Origin of the sequence: Aeromonas sp. FDAARGOS 1409, assembly GCF_019048705.1 — a bacterium.
GTDB classification, from domain to species: Bacteria; Pseudomonadota; Gammaproteobacteria; order Enterobacterales; family Aeromonadaceae; genus Aeromonas; species Aeromonas sanarellii.
Genome location: NZ_CP077395.1, coordinates 2,577,322 through 2,594,922, shown reverse-complemented (window position 1 = coordinate 2,594,922; position 17,601 = coordinate 2,577,322). Strand labels below are relative to the sequence as shown.

Annotated in this window: 16 protein-coding genes and 1 pseudogene; 13 read left to right on the top strand and 4 right to left on the bottom strand. The window is 64.2% G+C overall.

Features of this window, described 5'->3' with window-relative positions:
- Positions 1 to 62 precede the first annotated feature (62 nt).
- Complete coding sequence (locus I6L39_RS12385) at positions 63 to 1,184, top strand: anhydro-N-acetylmuramic acid kinase (RefSeq protein ID WP_216989803.1); 1,122 nt, start codon at positions 63 to 65, stop codon at positions 1,182 to 1,184.
- Between the two features lie 96 nt (positions 1,185 to 1,280).
- Here the strand turns inward: I6L39_RS12385 and I6L39_RS12380 are convergent, their stop codons facing one another.
- Positions 1,281 to 1,586, bottom strand: a complete 306-nt coding sequence (locus I6L39_RS12380; protein WP_216989802.1) for a hypothetical protein — start codon at positions 1,584 to 1,586, stop codon at positions 1,281 to 1,283.
- Positions 1,587 to 1,999: 413 nt separating this feature from the next.
- Between I6L39_RS12380 and I6L39_RS12375 the strand changes: the two genes are divergently transcribed.
- Positions 2,000 to 3,265, top strand: coding sequence for a RidA family protein (locus I6L39_RS12375; RefSeq protein WP_216989801.1), 1,266 nt, complete (start codon positions 2,000 to 2,002; stop codon positions 3,263 to 3,265).
- A 142-nt stretch (positions 3,266 to 3,407) separates the two neighbouring features.
- Here I6L39_RS12375 and I6L39_RS12370 read toward each other — a convergent pair whose 3' ends face one another.
- Positions 3,408 to 3,809 (bottom strand): hypothetical protein, encoded by a 402-nt coding sequence (locus tag I6L39_RS12370; protein WP_216989800.1) that lies wholly within the window; start codon positions 3,807 to 3,809, stop codon positions 3,408 to 3,410.
- A gap of 422 nt (positions 3,810 to 4,231) precedes the next feature.
- Positions 4,232 to 6,223, bottom strand: coding sequence for a transketolase (gene tkt / locus I6L39_RS12365; RefSeq protein WP_216989799.1), 1,992 nt, complete (start codon positions 6,221 to 6,223; stop codon positions 4,232 to 4,234).
- Positions 6,224 to 6,563: 340 nt separating this feature from the next.
- On the opposite strand from tkt, the gene metK reads away from it, so the two are divergent.
- From metK to ruvX, 8 genes and pseudogenes are all read left to right on the top strand, one after another.
- A complete protein-coding gene (metK, locus tag I6L39_RS12360; protein ID WP_216989798.1) occupies positions 6,564 to 7,715 on the top strand; it encodes a methionine adenosyltransferase in 1,152 nt (383 codons plus the stop codon).
- Between the two features lie 68 nt (positions 7,716 to 7,783).
- On the top strand, positions 7,784 to 8,323 hold the full coding sequence (locus tag I6L39_RS12355; protein ID WP_042078105.1) for a SprT family zinc-dependent metalloprotease: 540 nt from the start codon (positions 7,784 to 7,786) through the stop codon (positions 8,321 to 8,323).
- 73 nt (positions 8,324 to 8,396) lie between these two features.
- The gene (locus I6L39_RS12350; RefSeq protein ID WP_216989797.1) at positions 8,397 to 9,089 is read left to right on the top strand and encodes an endonuclease; all 693 of its coding nucleotides are present in this window, start codon (positions 8,397 to 8,399) and stop codon (positions 9,087 to 9,089) included.
- Positions 9,090 to 9,151: 62 nt separating this feature from the next.
- Complete coding sequence (rsmE, locus tag I6L39_RS12345) at positions 9,152 to 9,883, top strand: 16S rRNA (uracil(1498)-N(3))-methyltransferase (protein ID WP_042078102.1); 732 nt, start codon at positions 9,152 to 9,154, stop codon at positions 9,881 to 9,883.
- Between the two features lie 122 nt (positions 9,884 to 10,005).
- A complete protein-coding gene (gshB, locus tag I6L39_RS12340; RefSeq protein WP_216989796.1) occupies positions 10,006 to 10,956 on the top strand; it encodes a glutathione synthase in 951 nt (316 codons plus the stop codon).
- Between the two features lie 148 nt (positions 10,957 to 11,104).
- Positions 11,105 to 11,659 carry a YqgE/AlgH family protein gene (locus I6L39_RS12335; RefSeq protein WP_041038546.1) on the top strand — a complete coding sequence of 185 codons (555 nt, stop codon included), beginning with the start codon at positions 11,105 to 11,107 and terminating at the stop codon, positions 11,657 to 11,659.
- 5 nt (positions 11,660 to 11,664) lie between these two features.
- Positions 11,665 to 11,766, top strand: a pseudogene (locus tag I6L39_RS12330) (YqgE/AlgH family protein); the annotation flags it as partial.
- A 57-nt stretch (positions 11,767 to 11,823) separates the two neighbouring features.
- Positions 11,824 to 12,246 (top strand): Holliday junction resolvase RuvX, encoded by a 423-nt coding sequence (ruvX, locus tag I6L39_RS12325; protein ID WP_012477381.1) that lies wholly within the window; start codon positions 11,824 to 11,826, stop codon positions 12,244 to 12,246.
- A 65-nt stretch (positions 12,247 to 12,311) separates the two neighbouring features.
- On the opposite strand, the gene blaMOX is transcribed toward ruvX, so the two are convergent.
- The gene (gene blaMOX / locus I6L39_RS12320) at positions 12,312 to 13,460 is read right to left on the bottom strand and encodes a CMY-1/MOX family class C beta-lactamase (protein WP_216989795.1); all 1,149 of its coding nucleotides are present in this window, start codon (positions 13,458 to 13,460) and stop codon (positions 12,312 to 12,314) included.
- Positions 13,461 to 13,678: 218 nt separating this feature from the next.
- Between blaMOX and I6L39_RS12315 the strand changes: the two genes are divergently transcribed.
- From I6L39_RS12315 to I6L39_RS12305, 3 genes are read left to right on the top strand one after another with little or no spacing between them, the layout of a single operon-like run.
- Complete coding sequence (locus I6L39_RS12315) at positions 13,679 to 14,599, top strand: MoxR family ATPase (protein ID WP_216989794.1); 921 nt, start codon at positions 13,679 to 13,681, stop codon at positions 14,597 to 14,599.
- Complete coding sequence (locus I6L39_RS12310) at positions 14,599 to 15,585, top strand: DUF58 domain-containing protein (RefSeq protein ID WP_216989793.1); 987 nt, start codon at positions 14,599 to 14,601, stop codon at positions 15,583 to 15,585. The genes I6L39_RS12315 and I6L39_RS12310 overlap by 1 nt, the downstream gene beginning before the upstream one ends.
- Positions 15,572 to 17,545 (top strand): DUF3488 and transglutaminase-like domain-containing protein, encoded by a 1,974-nt coding sequence (locus I6L39_RS12305; protein ID WP_216989792.1) that lies wholly within the window; start codon positions 15,572 to 15,574, stop codon positions 17,543 to 17,545. The genes I6L39_RS12310 and I6L39_RS12305 overlap by 14 nt, the downstream gene beginning before the upstream one ends.
- The last annotated feature ends 56 nt before the right edge of the window (positions 17,546 to 17,601 follow it).

Here is a 17,601-nt window from a genome sequence, read left to right as displayed (position 1 = left end):
GGGACCGCAATCGGGCATAGCATCGAGGCAGGCTCCTTTCTCCTTGCATACAGGGATAGACCATGAGTGAGCGCTATATCGGATTGATGTCGGGAACCAGCCTGGATGGCATAGACGCCGTGCTGGTGACGATGGATGGGGAAGCACTTCGGGTAGAGGCGGCGCTGTGCCACCCCTGGCCAGCGGAGACCGCCCGCGAGCTGCACGCCCTCTGCACCCCGGGCGACAACGAGATCGATCGCATGGGGGTCGCCGACAACCTGGTGGCGCGGGAATTCGCCGCCGCGACTCAGGCCCTGCTCGCCAAGGCCGGGCTGAAACCGGCCGACATTAGCGCCATCGGCTCTCACGGCCAGACAATACGCCACCGCCCGCAACTCGGCTTCACCCTGCAGATCGGCAATGCGGCCCTGCTGGCGGCGCTGACCGGCATCGACGTCATCAGCGATTTTCGCACCCTGGACATGGCCCTCGGCGGCCAGGGGGCTCCCCTGGTCCCCGCCTTCCATCAAGCCATTTTTGCCAAGCCGGGCGCCCTGCGGGTGGTGCTGAACCTCGGCGGCATCGCCAATATCTCTGTGCTGCCTGGCCACGCCGACGGGGGCTCCGGTTCAGGGGTTTATGGCTTCGACACCGGCCCCGCCAATACCCTGCTCGATGGCTGGTATCGCCGTCACCACCCCATGGGGGGCGACTACGACGCGGGTGGCCGCTGGGCGGCTGGTGGCCGGCTTGTTCCCGACCTGCTTGACCGCATGCTGGCCCACCCCTACTTTGCCGCCCCCCACCCCAAGAGCACGGGGCGGGAGATGTTCACCCTCGACTGGCTCGATGGCGAGCTGGCAGGGGGCACCTATGCCCCCGTGGATGTGCAGCGTACCCTGCAGGCGCTGACCTGCCACAGCATCGCCCGCCAACTGCCCGTGCTTGAGCCCGATGCGACGGGAGCGCTCTTTATCTGCGGCGGCGGCGCCCACAACGCCCCCCTGCTGGCGGAGCTCGCCGCCCTGCTGCCCCGGTGGCTCCTGGCCAGCACTGCCGAGCTGGGGATTGCCCCCGACTGGGTGGAAGGGGCCGCCTTTGCCTGGCTGGCGATGCGCTTTATCCAGCGCAAGCCGGGCAACCTGCCCGCGGTGACCGGCGCCAGCCGACCCGCGGTGCTGGGCGCCCTCTACCCCGCCTGAGCGGGCAACCCGCTCACGCCAAGATGGAGAGAGCGGCACATGCCGCCCTCTCTGTCATTGCCCAGCCTCACCCTTGTCCGGCTCTGCCGGCAGACCTTATCGACCCTGCGCATCCTCCTTCTTTTTCCGCTGCAATTTCATTGCATAAATCTGGATGCCATTTTCAGCCCGGATTGACTGATGGCGGCGGCTCGCTTTTGTCGACGACATTGTCACCATGCAGCCCGGGTGAATCATATTTCCAGCTGCGGTTTCAAGGACCGAAAGCGGGCACTGGCTAGCATATTTTTGATATTGCCGACAGCCCCGCCCATTGGCATAAAATGCATAGCCATTCATATCTGTATGCATGAACAGCAGAATATCGCCGATGTTTAACCCTTTATTCACACCATTGTTCAAGGGCGCCTCGGCACAAACCCGCATGCAACGGCCATTCCCCTGATAAAACGCGTTATCACCCCATACCAGCCGCCATATATCGTGAATTGAACCGCATTTTCGCTATTTTTCAGAGCATTGAGCCACCTCATAGAAATGCGATCCCGGTTTGCATCCCCCGAATGCCACTCATAGAATCCCCCTGTCTGAAATAACCAACCCAATCCATACCTCTGTTATCCGTTCGCCTGCGCAGGCGACTACGACTCAATATGCGAGGCAATGTCTGCCACCCGTCATTATTTGCCGGGCATGGCTGGCCATTGCCGAAATAAAGAGGAGTGCCCGCTCGTTCCTGAGCCGGGACGGCCATCGGAGGATGAGGGAGGGTGACCCGTACCTACACCAATAATGCTTGAAAAAGGAGTATCGCCATGAGTGGTACCATCATCAAATCCGCCAGAAATACCCCCAACGCACCGCAGGATCTGGGCCCCTATACCCAGAGCGTGGCCTTCTCCCACTACAACAATATTGCCGCCCAGCTCCCCGTCGATCCCAGGACGGGCAAGCTGATCGAGGGGGATATCCAGGCGCAGGCCAGACAGTGCCTCACCAATATCCAGGCCATAGTCCAGAGCATCGGCCACGGCATGGAGGACATGGTGAAAGTCACCCTCTTCCTCAAAGACATGGGAGATCTGGAGGTGGTCGATACCGTCTATCGCGAGTTCTTCCCCCACTCTCTGCCGACCCGCACCGTGCTCGCCGTGGCGGCCCTGCCACTCGGCGCCGCCGTTCAGATGGATGCCCTGCTCTCCAACGGGGAAGGCACCTTCCCGCAGGCCCCCTGCCCCCTGATCAAGCTCGCCCGAAACAGCGATCGCGCCCCGCAGGACCCGCTCTCGAGCCAGAGCGTCGCCTTCTCCCACTACAACAATATCGGTGCCCAGTTGCCGCTCGATCCGGCCTCCGGCGCCCTGATTGACGGCGGCATCCGCGAACAGGCCGCCCAGTGCCTGCGCAATATCAAGGCGGTGCTGGAGAGCATCGACGTCCCCTTCGACGACATCGTCAAGGTGACCGTCTATCTGACCAACCTGGCGGATCTGGAGGCCGTCAACGAGGTCTACACCACCTTCTTCCCGGATTCGGCCATCGCCCGCGCCGCCGCCTACCTGCCGGCCCGCTCGGTGATCAGTGCAGCGGCCCTGCCGCTCGGAGCCCGGGTGCAGATGGATGCGGTCATCTCCCACGGTGACGGCACCCCGCCCCAGCTGGTGGAAGACAGACACAACCTGGTGATCCGTGCCCGCAATACCGACAAGGCGCCGAGAAGCCCGCTGCACACCCAGACCGTCGCCTTCTCCCACTACAACCATATCGCGGGCCAGCTGCCGCTCGACATGGCCACCAGCAAGGTGCTGACCGGCTGCATCCGTGAGCAGACCGCCCAGTGCCTCGGCCATATCAAGACCATAGTGGAGAGCATCGGCCATGTGATGGACGATATCGTCAAGGTCAATATCCAGCTCGCCAACATCGCGGATCTGGCGGACGTGGATGCCATCTACACCCAATACTTCCCGGGCTACCACCCCGCCCGCACCGTCATCGGCGTAAGCGAGCTGCCCGCCGGCGCCCTGGTGCAGATGGATGCGGTGATGTCCAACGCGGAAAGCACCCCGCCGCAGGCGTAAGGGTTGTGGTAAATAAAAAGAGACCGGCTAATGGCCGGTCTCTTTTTTGGTAACAGGAAGGGATATTATTTTTATGGCATCGACACAGATGTGCGAATGTTAGATGACGCTTCGCTAATCGAACCTGCGGGCTAATAACACGCTATCGAATATGGTGCTTGAGTTCAGCTTCCCACTGTTTGAACAATGTAAAGTCACTCTCGGCTCGACTCTTGGCAGCCGTGAACCATTGCACCCCTACCTCATCAGAATGCCTGAACTCCAACCGAAACTCATACTTGGTACTTATTACCAGTGCCAGACATGCACCAATCAAAAATGCGATAGCAGGAAGAATCCATGTAATAACCTGACCTTGTTCATTCGTTGGCACGAATATGAACAGTAAACTGGAAGCAATGGCCCCCAATATCATCATATTGAGTATTTTGTCTTTCCAGGAAAGGACCCGAACCTGTACGTTCGATATTCTTCCCAGATCGTAGCTGTCCTTATTGACTTGTAGTTTCTGTGCTGACTGATTGATGACAATGGAACAAGACATGGGAAACTCCATTTCAGATATACGTCACATGACATTTTTATAATCAAGAACTCTTCATGAAAAACTGACCGCCATCCCGACAACCCTGCTGCATGACACCAAGCAGCCAGCAACCATCAAATAGCCCGAACGTTGCCAACCAGGCTTGTTCAATGGACGCTACCGAATATTGGTTTATGCCCTGTAATGACGGGGGTAAGCCGCCCAGAATGGTATCGTATGACGCCAAACTTGAAAGCAAATTCAAAAGAAAAAGCGAGATTGATCAAGTAATTGGTCTCAATACCTCCCGTATCGGCTCACACGCCATTTCGTCATACCCAAGCAGCCATAAAAAACGCCCTCCATCTTGCGATGGAGGGCGTTTTATCGTTCCGGCTATTAGGCCAGAGTGGCCCAACGTTCAGGAATTACAGGGGCTGTTACAGGGACTCTGCGGTCGCCACCACGTTTTCCACGGTAAAGCCGAATTCCTTGAACAGCAGCTCGGCCGGGGCGGACTCACCGAAGGTGCGCATGCCGATGATCTTGCCGCCAAAGCCCACGTACTTGTACCAGTAGTCGGCGATGCCCGCTTCGATGGCCACGCGCTTGGTGACGGCGGCCGGCAGGACGGACTCCTTGTACTCGGCGGACTGGGCGTCGAACACGTCGGTAGAGGGGATGGAGACCACACGCACGGCACGGCCCTTGGCAGTCAGCTGCTCATAGGCAGCAACGGCCAGCTCCACTTCGGAACCGGTGGCGATCAGGATCAGCTCCGGAGTACCGGCGCAATCCTTCAGCACGTAACCACCCTTGGCGGCATCGGCCAGTTGCCGGGCGGTGCGGTCCATCTGGGCCAGGTTCTGACGGGAGAAGATCAGGGAGGTCGGGCCGTCGGTACGCTCGATGGCGTGTTTCCAGGCGATGGCGGACTCTACCTGGTCACAGGGACGCCAGGTGCTCATGTTCGGGGTCAGACGCAGGGAGGCGATCTGCTCGACCGGCTGGTGGGTCGGGCCATCTTCACCCAGACCGATGGAGTCGTGGGTGTAGACGAAGATGGCGCGCTGCTTCATCAGGGCGGCCATGCGCAGGGCGTTGCGGGCGTACTCCATGAACATCAGGAAGGTGGCGCCGTAGGGGATGAAACCACCGTGCAGGGCGATGCCGTTCATGATGGCGGACATGCCGAACTCGCGCACGCCGTAGTGGATGTAGTTGCCTGCGGCGCTCTCGGGGGTCAGGGACTTGGAGCCGGACCACATGGTCAGGTTGGACGGAGCGAGATCCGCGGAGCCGCCCATGAATTCCGGCAGCAGCTTGCCGAAGGCTTCCAGGGAGTTCTGGGAGGCCTTGCGGGTCGCGATCTTGGCCGGGTTGGCCTGCAGGGTTTCGATGATCTTGGCGGATTCGGTAGCCCAGTTGGCCGGCAGCTCGCCAGCGGTGCGGCGCTTGAACTCGGCAGCCAGGGCCGGGTGAGCGGCTTCATAGGCGGCGAACTTGGCAGCCCAGTCGGATTCGAGCTTGGCGCCCTTCTCCTGACCGTTCCACTCGGCGGCGATCTCGGACGGGATCACGAACGGCGCGTGGTCCCACTTCAGGAAGGCACGGGCGGCGGCGATCTCGTCGTTGCCCAGCGGTGCGCCGTGGCAGTCGTGGGAACCGGACTTGTTCGGGGAACCGTAGCCGATGATGGTGCGGCAGCAGATCAGGGTCGGCTTGCCGGTCTCGGCCTTGGCGGCTTCGATGGCGGCGTTGATGGCCTCCGGGTTGTGACCGTCAACGGCCGGGATGACGTGCCAGCCGTAGGCTTCGAAGCGCTTGGGGGTGTCGTCGGTGAACCAGCCTTCCACGTGACCGTCGATGGAGATACCGTTGTCATCCCAGAACGCGATCAGCTTGCCCAGACCCAGGGTGCCGGCCAGGGAGCAGGCCTCGTGGGAGATGCCTTCCATCAGGCAGCCGTCGCCCATGAAGGCGTAGGTGTAGTGGTCGACGATGTCGTGACCCGGCTGGTTGAACTGCTCGGCCATGGCCTTCTCGGCGATCGCCATGCCGACTGCGTTGGTGATGCCCTGACCCAGCGGACCCGTGGTGGTCTCGACGCCCGGCGCATAACCGTACTCCGGGTGACCCGGGGTGCGAGAGTGCAGTTGGCGGAAGTTTTTCAGATCGTCGATGGAGAGGTCATAACCGGAGAGGTGCAGCAGGGAGTACAGCAGCATGGAGCCGTGGCCGTTGGAGAGAATGAAACGGTCGCGGTCGGCCCACTTGGGGTTGTTCGGGTTGTGTTTCAGGTGGCTGCGCCACAGCACTTCAGCGATATCCGCCATTCCCATGGGGGCGCCCGGGTGACCGGAGTTGGCTTTTTGAACGGCATCCATACTCAATGCGCGAATGGCATTGGCAAGCTCTTTACGAGAAGGCATCTGTATCTCCTGCGATTGCTTCATTTGATGGCCAAGATTAAGGCGCGTTATTGTCCCAGCAGGGGGCGCGGCGTGCAAATATTATCTGGGCGAATAAAGTGGCTTTGGGAGCACAATCGCTTTTCTGCTGCGGGAAAACGATTCAATCCGCCCCCTCGTTTACCCCCATGGGGGTGGATCCACCCCGAGCCTTGGCCCGGTCGACTCCAACCCCAAATAGTGCTGGCAATCACCCGGTGACCTAATTAAAATAGACGTCCAGATGTAGATACCTCTACAGTCATCCTGTCATTATCCGGTTATGGCCAAGGCGATAACCCTTACGAATTGAGAACCAAACATGGCAAAGCTGTTTACTTCCGAGTCGGTCTCCGAAGGCCATCCCGATAAAATCGCCGACCAGATCTCCGATGCGGTGCTGGACGCCATCCTGGAACAGGACACCAAGGCGCGCGTCGCCTGTGAAACCCTGGTCAAGACCGGCATGGTGATGGTCGCCGGCGAAGTGACCACCTCTGCCTGGGTCGACATCGAGCAGATCGTGCGCGACACCGTGCGCGAGATCGGTTACACCCACTCCGACATGGGCTTCGACGCCGACTCCTGCGCCGTGCTGAACGCCATCGGCAAGCAGTCCCCGGACATCAACCAGGGCGTCGACCGTACCGACCCGTACGAGCAGGGTGCCGGTGACCAGGGCCTGATGTTCGGTTACGCCACCAACGAAACCGACGTGCTGATGCCCGCGCCCATCACCTACTCTCACCTGCTGGTGAAGCGTCAGGCAGAAGTGCGCAAGAACGGCACCCTGCCGTGGCTGCGCCCGGATGCCAAGAGCCAGCTGACCTTCGCCTACGACGACGCAGGCAAGATCCTGGGTGTCGATGCCGTGGTCCTCTCCACCCAGCATTGCGACTCCATCAGCCACAAGGACCTGGTGGAAGCGGTGCGCGAGGAGATCATCAAGCCGGTGCTGCCGGCCGAGTGGATCACCAAGGACACCAAGTACTTCATCAACCCGACCGGCCGTTTCGTCATCGGCGGCCCCATGGGTGACTGCGGCCTGACCGGTCGCAAGATCATCGTCGACACCTACGGCGGCATGGCCCGTCACGGTGGTGGCGCCTTCTCCGGCAAGGACCCGTCCAAGGTGGACCGTTCCGCCGCCTACGCCGCCCGCTACGTGGCCAAGAACATAGTCGCGGCCGGTCTGGCTGCCCGCTGTGAAGTGCAGGTCTCCTACGCCATCGGCGTGGCCGAGCCGACCTCCATCAGCGTCGAGACCTTCGGTACCGGCAAGGTGGCCGAGGAGCTGCTGGTCAAGCTGGTGCGCGAGTTCTTCGAACTGCGCCCGTACGGCCTCATCGAGATGCTGGATCTGAAGCGTCCGATCTACCAGGCAACCGCCGCCTACGGCCACTTCGGCCGCGACGAGTTCCCCTGGGAGAAGACCGACAAGGCAGAGCTGCTGCGTTCCGCCGCCGGTCTGTAAGACACGCTGTCGTGATGAAAGGGGAGCCTGGCTCCCCTTTTGCTTTTGTGTCCTGTCCCGAGGATCCCATGCCTGCCACCGCTACCCGGCTCGACCCCGCCCTCATCGAGACGCTGCTCACGCGCGTCGAGGCCTGCTTTGTGCAGGCCGAAACGCGCCTTGGCCGCCCCTTCCCCCGCCCGCAGGTCCACTGCAACATGCGGGGCCGGGCGGCAGGATCGGCTCGGCTGCAGACCTGGGAGCTGCGTTTCAATCCGACGCTCTATCAGGCCAATCAGCAGGCGTTTCTCAGGGAAGTGGTGCCCCACGAGGTGGCCCACCTACTGGTCCATGCGCTCTGGGGAGAGGGGCGCGGCAAGAGCCGGGTACTGCCCCACGGCCGCCAGTGGCAGTCGGTGATGCGGGAGCTGTTCGGTCTCGAGCCCAGTACCACCCACAGCTTCGATCTCGGCGTGCTGGCCCAGCGCACCTTCGTTTACGCCTGCGCCTGTCAGCAGCATCCCCTCTCGGTGCGCCGCCACAACAAGGTGATGCGCGGCGAGGCCCGCTATCACTGCCGTCGCTGTCGCCAGCCCCTGGTGTGGCAGCGCGACACCACGGCGGATTGAGTCACCCTGTGTCGCGCCCCTGTGATAGTGTGCGCATCCTCTTCACTCAACTGTTTCATTGCCAAGGATATTCATGTTTCGCCCTCTGCTCTCCCTCTGCCTGGCCCTGCTGGTCAGCGCCCCGGCCCATGCCGACAACATCCAGACCTTTCGCGCCGCCAAACAGGGTCTGAACAAGCTCTACCAGAGCCACCCCACCACCTTCTATTGCGGCTGCAACATCAAGTTCAGCGGCAAGAAGATGGCCCCCGACTGGGAGAGTTGCGGCTACCTGCCGCGCAAGCAGGCCGAGCGGGCCTCGCGCATCGAGTGGGAGCACGTGGTACCCGCCTGGGAGTTCGGCCACCAGCTGCAGTGCTGGCAGGAGGGGGGCCGCAAGAACTGCGGCAAGAGCGACGAGTTCAACAGGATGGAGGGGGACATGCACAACCTCTTCCCCGCCATCGGCGAGGTGAACGGCGATCGGGCGAACTTCCGCTTCTCCGACTGGAACGGCAAGCCGAACCAGTACGGCAAGTGCCAGATGCTGGTGGACTTCAAGGAGCGCCGGGTGCAGCCGCCCAAGGGGCCGGTGCGTGGCCAGATCGCCCGTGCCTATCTCTACATGAGCGAGCAGTACGGGCTGCGCCTCGCCGCCCAACAGCGTAAACTGTTCGAGGCCTGGGATCGCCTCTATCCGGCGGATCGCTGGGAGTGCGAGCGCAACCGCCGCATCGGCAAACTGCAGGGCAATACCAACCCCTTCATTGAAAAGCAGTGCCAATAGCCCCATCTATGGGCACAAGGGATTTAACATCCCTTCCCTTGAGCGAGAGACAGAATTGAGCCATGCGCATCCCACGTATCTATGAACCGGCCCCCCTGCAGGCGGGCCAGACACTGGCCCTGTCGGAAGACGGCGCCAACCACATCGGCCGGGTGCTGCGCATGCAGCCGGGCCAGCAGCTCGAACTGTTCAACGGCGACGGCCACCAGTACCCCGCCACCATCACGAATGTGGGCAAAAAGTCGGTGGAGGTGCGCATCGACCGTTGCGACACCCAGTCGGTGGAATCGCCCCTTGCCATTCACCTGGGCCAGGTGATCAGCCGCGGCGACAAGATGGACTTCACCATCCAGAAGTCCGTGGAGCTCGGCGTCACCTGCATCACCCCGCTCTTCTCCGAGCGCTGCGGCGTCAAGCTGCCGGCGGATCGGTTGGAGAAGAAGCGCGAGCAGTGGCAGAAGGTGGTGATCAGCGCCTGCGAGCAGTGCGGCCGCAATACCGTGCCCGAGGTGCGCATGCCCATGGAGCTGGACGCCTGGCTCGCGGAAGAAACGAAAGAGCTCAAGCTCAACCTGCACCCGCGGGCGCCCTACAGCATCAACACCCTGCCGGTACCGGAGCACGGGGTGCGCCTGCTGATCGGCCCGGAAGGGGGCTTGTCCAGCGACGAGATCGCCCGTACCGTGCAGGAAGACTTCAAGGAGATGCTGCTGGGGCCTAGGGTGCTGCGCACCGAGACCGCCGCCCTGACCGCCATCACGGCGCTGCAGTGTCGCTTCGGCGATCTGGCCTGACAGCCGACCCCACCCCGGCCCTCCCCTTCGCAGGGGAGGGAGCAACAGGCCCCTCCCCCTTGTGAAGGGGGAGACAGGGAGGGGGTCATCACACCCAATCGAGCCACCAGAAGGAAATTCGGATGACCATCAAACTCGGCATCGTGATGGACCCCATCTCGTCCATCAACATCAAGAAGGACTCCAGCTTCGCCATGCTCGAAGAGGCGCAGAAGCGCGGCTATGAGCTGTTCTATCTGGAGATGAAGGATCTCTACATGGAGGCTGGACGGGCGTTTGGCACCATGCGTCCGCTCACCGTCAGGCATGATTACGCCCACTGGTTCACCCTGGGCGAGGTGGTGGATCAGCCCCTCTCCACCCTGGACGTGATCCTGATGCGCAAGGATCCCCCCTTCGACACCGAGTTCATCTACGCCACCTACATGCTGGAGCGGGCCGAGGACGAGGGCTGCCTCATCGTCAACAAGCCCCAGAGCCTGCGCGACGCCAACGAGAAGCTCTACACCGCCTGGTTTGCCGAGCACACCCCGACCACGCTGGTGACCCGCCGCGCCGACAAGCTGCGCGCCTTCCACGCCGAGCACAAGGACGTGATCCTCAAGCCCCTGGACGGCATGGGCGGCGCCTCCATCTTCCGCATGAAGGAGGATGACGCCAACGTCGGCGTCATCATCGAGACCCTCACCGCCCACGGCAGCCAGTACTGCATGGCCCAGACCTATCTGCCCGCCATCAAGGAGGGGGACAAGCGGGTGCTGGTGGTGGACGGCGAGCCGGTGCCCTACTGCCTGGCGCGCATCCCGGCCCAGGGGGAGACCCGCGGCAACCTGGCGGCCGGCGGCCGTGGCGAGGCCCGTCCCCTGAGCGAGGCCGACTGGGCCATTGCCCGCGCGGTGGGCCCGACCCTCAAGGAGAAGGGGCTCATCTTCGTCGGCCTCGACATCATCGGCGATCGCCTGACCGAGATTAACGTCACCAGTCCCACCTGCATCCGCGAGATAGAGGCGGCCTTCCCGGTGCACATCAGCGCCATGCTGATGGATGCCATCGAGCGCCGACTGGGTAAATAAAACCGACCGGGGTCTTCAAAGGCCCCGTTCATCCCCTTGCGCCGGGGCGATCCACCGCCTTCCCCGGTCGCAAAAAGCGGTTTTGCCTGCCGCCCCTAACTGCCATAATCACCCCAACTACCTTTGCACTATTAGTCCTATGCACTCTATGCAGACATTGCAAAATCACTTCCTGCTCGCCATGCCGAGCCTCACGGACGCCTATTTCCAGCGCTCCCTGGTCTACCTGTGCGAGCACAGCAGCGAAGGCGCCATGGGCCTGGTGGTCAACATTCCGGTCGACATGTCCCTGGACACCATGCTGACCAAGCTCAAGCTGAGCCCCCCCGATACGGCCGAGATGAAGCAGCCGGTGCTGCAGGGCGGCCCGGTGCACGGGGATCGCGGCTTCGTGCTGCACAGCTTCCGCCCGGGCTTCAACTCCACCCTGCAGGTGAGCGACGAGATGATGGTCACCACCTCCAAGGACATCCTCGAGACCCTGGGCACCGACCAAGCCCCGGACCACTGGCTGGTGGCCCTCGGCTACGCCGGCTGGAGCGCCGGGCAGCTGGAGCAGGAGCTGGCGGATGGCGCCTGGCTGGTGATCCCGCCCAATCCCAAACTGGTCTTCGACACACCCATCCACCTGCGCTGGCAACAGGCCGCCGCGAGCATAGGCGTCAATCCCCTGCATCTCTCCAGCCAGGTGGGGCATAGCTGATGCGGTTTGATACCTTGATGCACCGCCAACGCTGGCCGCAGGCCATTGTCGCCATCAGCATAGGCGTCAATCCCCTGCACCTCTCCAGCCAGGTGGGGCATAGCTAGCCTTGTACCAAGCGGGCCCCAAGGGCCCCTTTTACTCATTCCGTTGTAAGGAACCCCATGTCATCACGCAGCATCATGGGCTTTGATTACGGCACCAAGAGCATAGGTGTCGCCATCGGCCAGGAGATCACCGGCAGCGCCCGCCCCCTTCGTTCCCTCAAGGCCAACGACGGCATCCCCAACTGGGACGAGATAGAGAAATTGCTCAAGGAGTGGCAGCCGGACCTGCTGGTGGTGGGATTGCCGCTCAACATGGACGGCACGGATCAGGAGATCACGGTGCGGGCCCGCAAGTTTGGCAACCGCCTGCACGGCCGCTTCGGCAAGCCGGTGGAGTTCAAGGACGAGCGGCTCACCACCACCGACGCACGCGCCCGCCTGTTCGAGCGTGGCGGCTACAAGGCCCTGGACAAGGGCAGCGTGGATGGCGTCTCCGCCCAGCTCATCGTCGAGGCCTGGATGGAAGAGCAGTACGACTAGCGGGGGTATTCCCCCAGCACCAGAAAAAGGGCGGCACATTCACCGAATGTGCCGCCCTCTTTCTGTCAACCGGCCAACTGCGCCAGGATGGCGTGGGCCGCCTTGATGCGCGCCTCGTTGGGGTAGTTGCGATTGGCCAGCATGACGATGCCGATCCCCCTGGCCGGCACGAAGGCCACATAGGCGCCAAAGCCATTGGTCGAGCCGGTCTTGTTGAAGAGCACCTGGCTCCCCGACTCCCGGGGAGCCGCCGTCGGATTGGCTTCGAGGATCACCTTGGCCGAATTGCCCGCCAGCAATGTCTGCTCGGTGACGGGATAGGCGTAACTCTCCCAACCCAGCCCCTGGGTCATCCCGCCTACCGAGTAATGCCCTTTGTGGGTCAGGGAGATGGCCTGCTGCAACGCCTTGTCATCAACCCCGCCGATGTTGGCCTTCACGAAGGCGAGCAGATCAGCCGAGCTGGTCTTGATGCCGTAGGCCTCGTCCGCCAGCATGCCAGGGTTGACCCGGATGGGCTTGTCCTCTTTCGAATAGCCATAGGCATAACTCGCCATGGCCTGCTTCGGCACATTGACATAGGTGTGGTGCATGCCGAGCCCGGGCAGCAGGGTCTGCTCCATCAACTGGGCAAATGGCTGCTTCAGGCTGCTCGCCGCCAGGTGGCCGAACAGCCCTATGCTGGGGTTGGAGTACTGGCGATGGGAGCCCGGCGAATAGACAGGGGCCCACTGGCGGTAGTAGGCGCGCATCTTCTCGGATGAATCCACCTCCTCGGGGAATTGCAGTGGCAGGCCTCCGGCGCTGTAGGTGGCAAGCTCCCCCATGGTGATGCTGTCAAAGGCGGATCCCTTGAGCCAGGGCGCGTGCCGGCTCGCCTTGTCATCCAGCTGCATCGCTCCCTTGACCACCGCATAGGCCCCCAGGGTCGCAGTCAGGGTCTTGCTCACGGATCCTATCTCGAACAGGGTCTGCTCGCTGACGCCGGCCCCGCTCTCCCGGTTGGCCACCCCGTAATTGAAATAGTGGGCCTTGCCATCCTTGAGCACGGCCACCGCCATGCCCGGGATCCTGTGCTCCTTGAGCAGCGGCTGGATGCTGGCATCCACCACGGGGCGCAGGGGATCGACCGGTGAAGCCTCACCTGCATGGGCCAGACCGGCCCACATCAGGGTGGCCACGGCCCCCCACAGGATGGATTGTCGTTGTTGCATCGGGTCTACTCCTCTTGTCATAAGTCGAATGTGCTGCCTGGGTGCCTGGCAGTGCTCCCAGCCTATTCCCGCAAGGTGTGCGCAATATGAGGCTCTGTGAAGCCGATGTGAAGTCGGCGTTCAAATAGCCCAGTTTCAATGGGTTATCCATGACTTGCCCCCCTTGCCCGGCGGCTGGCGTATAAGCTGTAGGGGCGGCAACGAAGAGGGAGGCGCGCGTGCAGACACAACCACAGATAACCCGGCTGCTGACGGCACTGGAGCAGGTGATCCTCGGCAAGCCGTTGCAGCTCAAAATAGCGCTGGTGACCCTGCTGGCCCGGGGCCACCTGCTGATCGAGGATCTGCCCGGCATGGGCAAGACCACCCTGGCCCACGCCCTGGCACAGGTGCTGGGCCTCGACTGCCGGCGGGTGCAGTTCACCGCCGATCTGCTGCCGGCCGACCTGCTAGGGCTGCAGATCTTTGATGCCCACCAGCAGCAGTTTCGCTTTCACCCGGGCCCCGTCTTCGCCCAGGTGCTGCTGGCGGACGAGATCAACCGCGCCAGCCCCAAGGTGCAGAGCGCCCTGCTGGAGGCCATGGCCGAGGGCAAGGTGAGCATCGAAGGACAGAGTCACCCGCTCCCCTCCCCCTTCTTCGTCATCGCCACCCAGAACCCGGCGGATCAATCGGGCACCTATCCCCTGCCGGAATCCCAGCTCGACCGCTTCGCCGTGCGCCTCTCCCTCGGCTTTCCGACCCCGGAGGCGGAGCGGCGGCTGCTGCGCGGGGCCAGTCAGACCAGCCCCCTCGAGCGCCAGCTGGATGCCGCAGACCTCGCCGCCCTGCAGGCCGAGGCGGCGCAGATCCACCTCTCCGATGCCAGCCTCGACTACCTGCTGGCCCTGGTGCAGCAGAGCCGCTTCGATGCCGAGCTGCCACAGCCGCTCTCGCCCCGCGCCGCCCAGACCCTGTTGGCGGTGAGCCGGGCCTGGGCCCTGGTGGCAGGTCGCCGCTTCGTCAGCGTGGAGGATGTGCAGGCCGTCTTCCCCTACGTGGCCGAGCACAGGCTCAGGGGCAGCTTCGGGGTGCAGCGCGGTGAGGCCTGCCCCCTGAGCCAGCGCCTGCTGGCCCGGGTCGATCCGGATCGCCCCTGATGAGCTGGCGCCAGCGCAGAGCCAGGTGGCAGCGACGCTGGCTGGCCCGGCGCATCCCGCCGGCACGCCAGATCACCCTGGGCTCGCGCAGCCTGTTCATCCTGCCTACCCGGCTCGGCCTCTGCTATCTGCTGGTGATGCTGGCCATCTATCTGCTCGGCACCAACTACCAGAACAACCTGGTGCTGCTGGTGGCCTACGCCCTCGGCAGCCTGTTCATGGTCACCATGTGGCTCACCCACCGCAACCTGCTGGGACTGTCTCTGCTGGGGGGGCCTGCCGTGCTGGGTGAGGCGGGCAACCCCTTGCCCATGTCCATCACGGTGCGCAGCGAACGGCCGCTGCAGGCGCTGCAATTTTCCCTGAACGAGGGGCGGCTCTGGCTGGCGCAGGCCGATGCGGTCCCCCAACCCCTGCTCCTGCCGGTGCAGGGCATCCGGCGCGGACGCCTGCCGCTGGAGAGGCTGCGGGTGGAGAGCCGCTACCCCCTGGGCCTGTTTCGCTGCTGGTCCCTGCTGGACCTGCAGCTGGAGGGCTGGCTCGCCCCGGCCCCCGAGTACGGCCCCCTGCGCGGGGAAGCCTCGAGCGATGCGGCGGGCAGCCGGGGGCAGCCCACCCCGGCCTCGGTGGGGGATTTCGACACGCTGCGGGCCCACCAGGGCGGGGAGCCGCTCAGCCGGGTCGCCTGGAAGCAGCTCGCCCAGGGACGCGGACTGCTGGTGAAACAGTTCTGCGAGCCGGGGCAGGATGATACCCACCTCAGCCTGCTGCGGGTCGGCGGCCGGGATCTGGAGCAGCGGCTGGCAGTGCTCGCCTGGTGGTGCGGCGACTATGCCAGGCGGGGCATCCCCTTCACACTGACCCTGGCGGGCCGGATGCAGGGACCGGGCTGCGACCCCGCCTTCCTGCAGCGCTGCCGGCTGGCCCTGGCCCGCGTCGATGCCGAGGATCCTGCGCAGGAGGCCGACACCGATGCTGCTCGATAACCGGCGCCTGCTGCCGCTCCTCGCCCTGCTGCAACTGTTGCTGATCCCGGCCCTCTGGCCCCAGCTGCAGCTCTGGGTCGTGGCCGTCTCGCTGCTCACCCTGGGCGTGCGGGCCATGATGCTGTGGCGGGGCTGGCGTCCCCCGCCCGCCACCATGCTCGCACTGCTGGCCATGCTCGGCGTGGCGCTGCTGGTCTGGCAGTGGCGCCAGCTGGGCACCCTGCCGGCCCTCATCAACCTGCTCTGGCTCGGCTACGGCCTCAAGCTCGTCGAGGTGCGCCGGGAGCGGGATGTGGAGCAGGTGCTGCTGCTCGCCTTCTTTCTCGTCGCGCTGGCGCTGGTGCAACGGCAGAGCATGGGCTGGGCCCTGGCGATGGCGGGAGCGCTCTGGCTGGCGGTCACCACCCTGCTGGCGGCGGTGCAGCCCCTCGGCCGACGGCTGTGGCGCAGTGCCGGGATCATCCTGCTGCTGGCCGGCCCTCTGCTGCTCACCCTGTTCCTGCTGCTGCCGAGGCTAGCGCCGCTCTGGCAGATGCCGAGCAGCAGCCGGGCTCTTTCCGGCCTCTCTGAAGAGGTGGCCCCCGGCGACATCGGCGAGCTGGTCAACTCCTCCGAGCTGGCCTTTCGCATCAGCTTCGCCGAAGCGCCGCCCCCGCCGGGGGAGCGCTACTTCCCGCTGATGCGCCAGGAGCTGTTCGATGGCCGGCGCTGGTTGCTCAGCGACCAGGTGCGCCGCTGGCAGCAGTCCCAACCCACGCGGGGGCAGCCATCGGCAAGCCCGGTGACGCCGCTGCCCGCCGGCGGTTACCAAGTGATCGCCGAACCTCAGCGCCACCGCTGGACCCTGGCCCTGGCCGACCCCGAGGTGCTGAGCGGCCCTGTCACCTTGAGTCCCCTCGCCACCCTCTATCGCCAGGACAGGGGGGATGGCCGCATCAGCTACCGGGTCAGCACGGCCGCCACGGCGCCGCCTGCCAACCAGGCAGCCCGCCGCCTCAACCTGCAACTGCCCGCCGGCGGCAACCCCAAGGCCCGAGCTTATGCCCTGCGGCTCAAGGCCCGCCATCCGGGGGCCGGGGCGCTGGCCGCCGCCCTGCTCGGCGAATTTCGCGAAGGCGACTTCTACTACACCCTGCAGCCGCCGCGGCTGGGGCAGGACGGGGTGGATGACTTCTTGTTCGAGAGCCGGCGCGGCTTTTGCGGTCACTACGCCACGGCCACCGCCTTCGTGCTGCGGGCGGCCGGCATTCCGGCCCGGCTGGTGACCGGCTACCTCGGCGGCGAGTGGAATCCCAGGGGCAACTATCTGGAGGTGCACCAGTTCGATGCCCATGCCTGGGTGGAATATCTGGATGAAAATGACCGCTGGCAGCGGCTCGATCCCACAGCCGTGGTGGCCCCCCGGCGCATCGAGGAGGGCATGCCGGCGGCCCTTGGCGGCGAGTTCACCGCCGCCGACCCCCTCTCCCTGCAGCGCTATCGCCACTGGGCCCTGCTCAACCAGCTGCGCTGGTGGGGGGCCAACCTCGACTACCAATGGGCCCGCTGGGTGCTCAACTATGACGCGGCCAGCCTGTGGCAACGGCTGGGGCAACGCTGGCCGGGGCTCTTAGGCCATACCCACTGGCTTATTCTGGCCGCCCTGCTGGGGGTGGCCGGCCTGGTGGGCGGCCTGCTGCTCTGGACCGGCCCAGCCCCGATCCGGCTGCGGCTATGGCAGCCCCTGCGCCGGCGCGCCGCCCGCCACGGCTGGCAACCCCTGGCGGGGGAGAGCCTGGCCAGCTGGTGCGAACGGCTCGCCAGCCTCAGACCCGCCCTGGCGCGGCCGCTGCGAAAGGGAGCCTGGCTCTACCGGCGCTGGCGTTATGCCCCCCTGTCGGCGGCGCAGCGACAACGCACCCTGCGCCAGCTGAAACGACGGCTGCGCCAGGCCTGCCGCGGCTGGGATCGCGACCGCTGAGGAGACGCCGGCCAGGCCCTTTGGCATAAAAAAGAGGGAGCCACTGGCTCCCTCTT

Excerpts from the sequence above, each read along its gene's own strand:
- I6L39_RS12385 (WP_216989803.1), top strand. The coding sequence starts at position 63 with ATGAGTGAGCGCTATATCGGATTGATGTCGGGAACCAGCCTGGATGGC.
- I6L39_RS12375 (WP_216989801.1), top strand. The coding sequence starts at position 2,000 with ATGAGTGGTACCATCATCAAATCCGCCAGAAATACCCCCAACGCACCG.
- I6L39_RS12370 (WP_216989800.1), bottom strand. The coding sequence starts at position 3,809 with ATGTCTTGTTCCATTGTCATCAATCAGTCAGCACAGAAACTACAAGTC.
- tkt (WP_216989799.1), bottom strand. The coding sequence starts at position 6,223 with ATGCCTTCTCGTAAAGAGCTTGCCAATGCCATTCGCGCATTGAGTATG.
- metK (WP_216989798.1), top strand. The coding sequence starts at position 6,564 with ATGGCAAAGCTGTTTACTTCCGAGTCGGTCTCCGAAGGCCATCCCGAT.
- I6L39_RS12355 (WP_042078105.1), top strand. The coding sequence starts at position 7,784 with ATGCCTGCCACCGCTACCCGGCTCGACCCCGCCCTCATCGAGACGCTG.
- I6L39_RS12350 (WP_216989797.1), top strand. The coding sequence starts at position 8,397 with ATGTTTCGCCCTCTGCTCTCCCTCTGCCTGGCCCTGCTGGTCAGCGCC.
- rsmE (WP_042078102.1), top strand. The coding sequence starts at position 9,152 with ATGCGCATCCCACGTATCTATGAACCGGCCCCCCTGCAGGCGGGCCAG.
- gshB (WP_216989796.1), top strand. The coding sequence starts at position 10,006 with ATGACCATCAAACTCGGCATCGTGATGGACCCCATCTCGTCCATCAAC.
- I6L39_RS12335 (WP_041038546.1), top strand. The coding sequence starts at position 11,105 with ATGCAGACATTGCAAAATCACTTCCTGCTCGCCATGCCGAGCCTCACG.
- ruvX (WP_012477381.1), top strand. The coding sequence starts at position 11,824 with ATGTCATCACGCAGCATCATGGGCTTTGATTACGGCACCAAGAGCATA.
- blaMOX (WP_216989795.1), bottom strand. The coding sequence starts at position 13,460 with ATGCAACAACGACAATCCATCCTGTGGGGGGCCGTGGCCACCCTGATG.
- I6L39_RS12310 (WP_216989793.1), top strand. The coding sequence starts at position 14,599 with ATGAGCTGGCGCCAGCGCAGAGCCAGGTGGCAGCGACGCTGGCTGGCC.
- I6L39_RS12305 (WP_216989792.1), top strand. The coding sequence starts at position 15,572 with ATGCTGCTCGATAACCGGCGCCTGCTGCCGCTCCTCGCCCTGCTGCAA.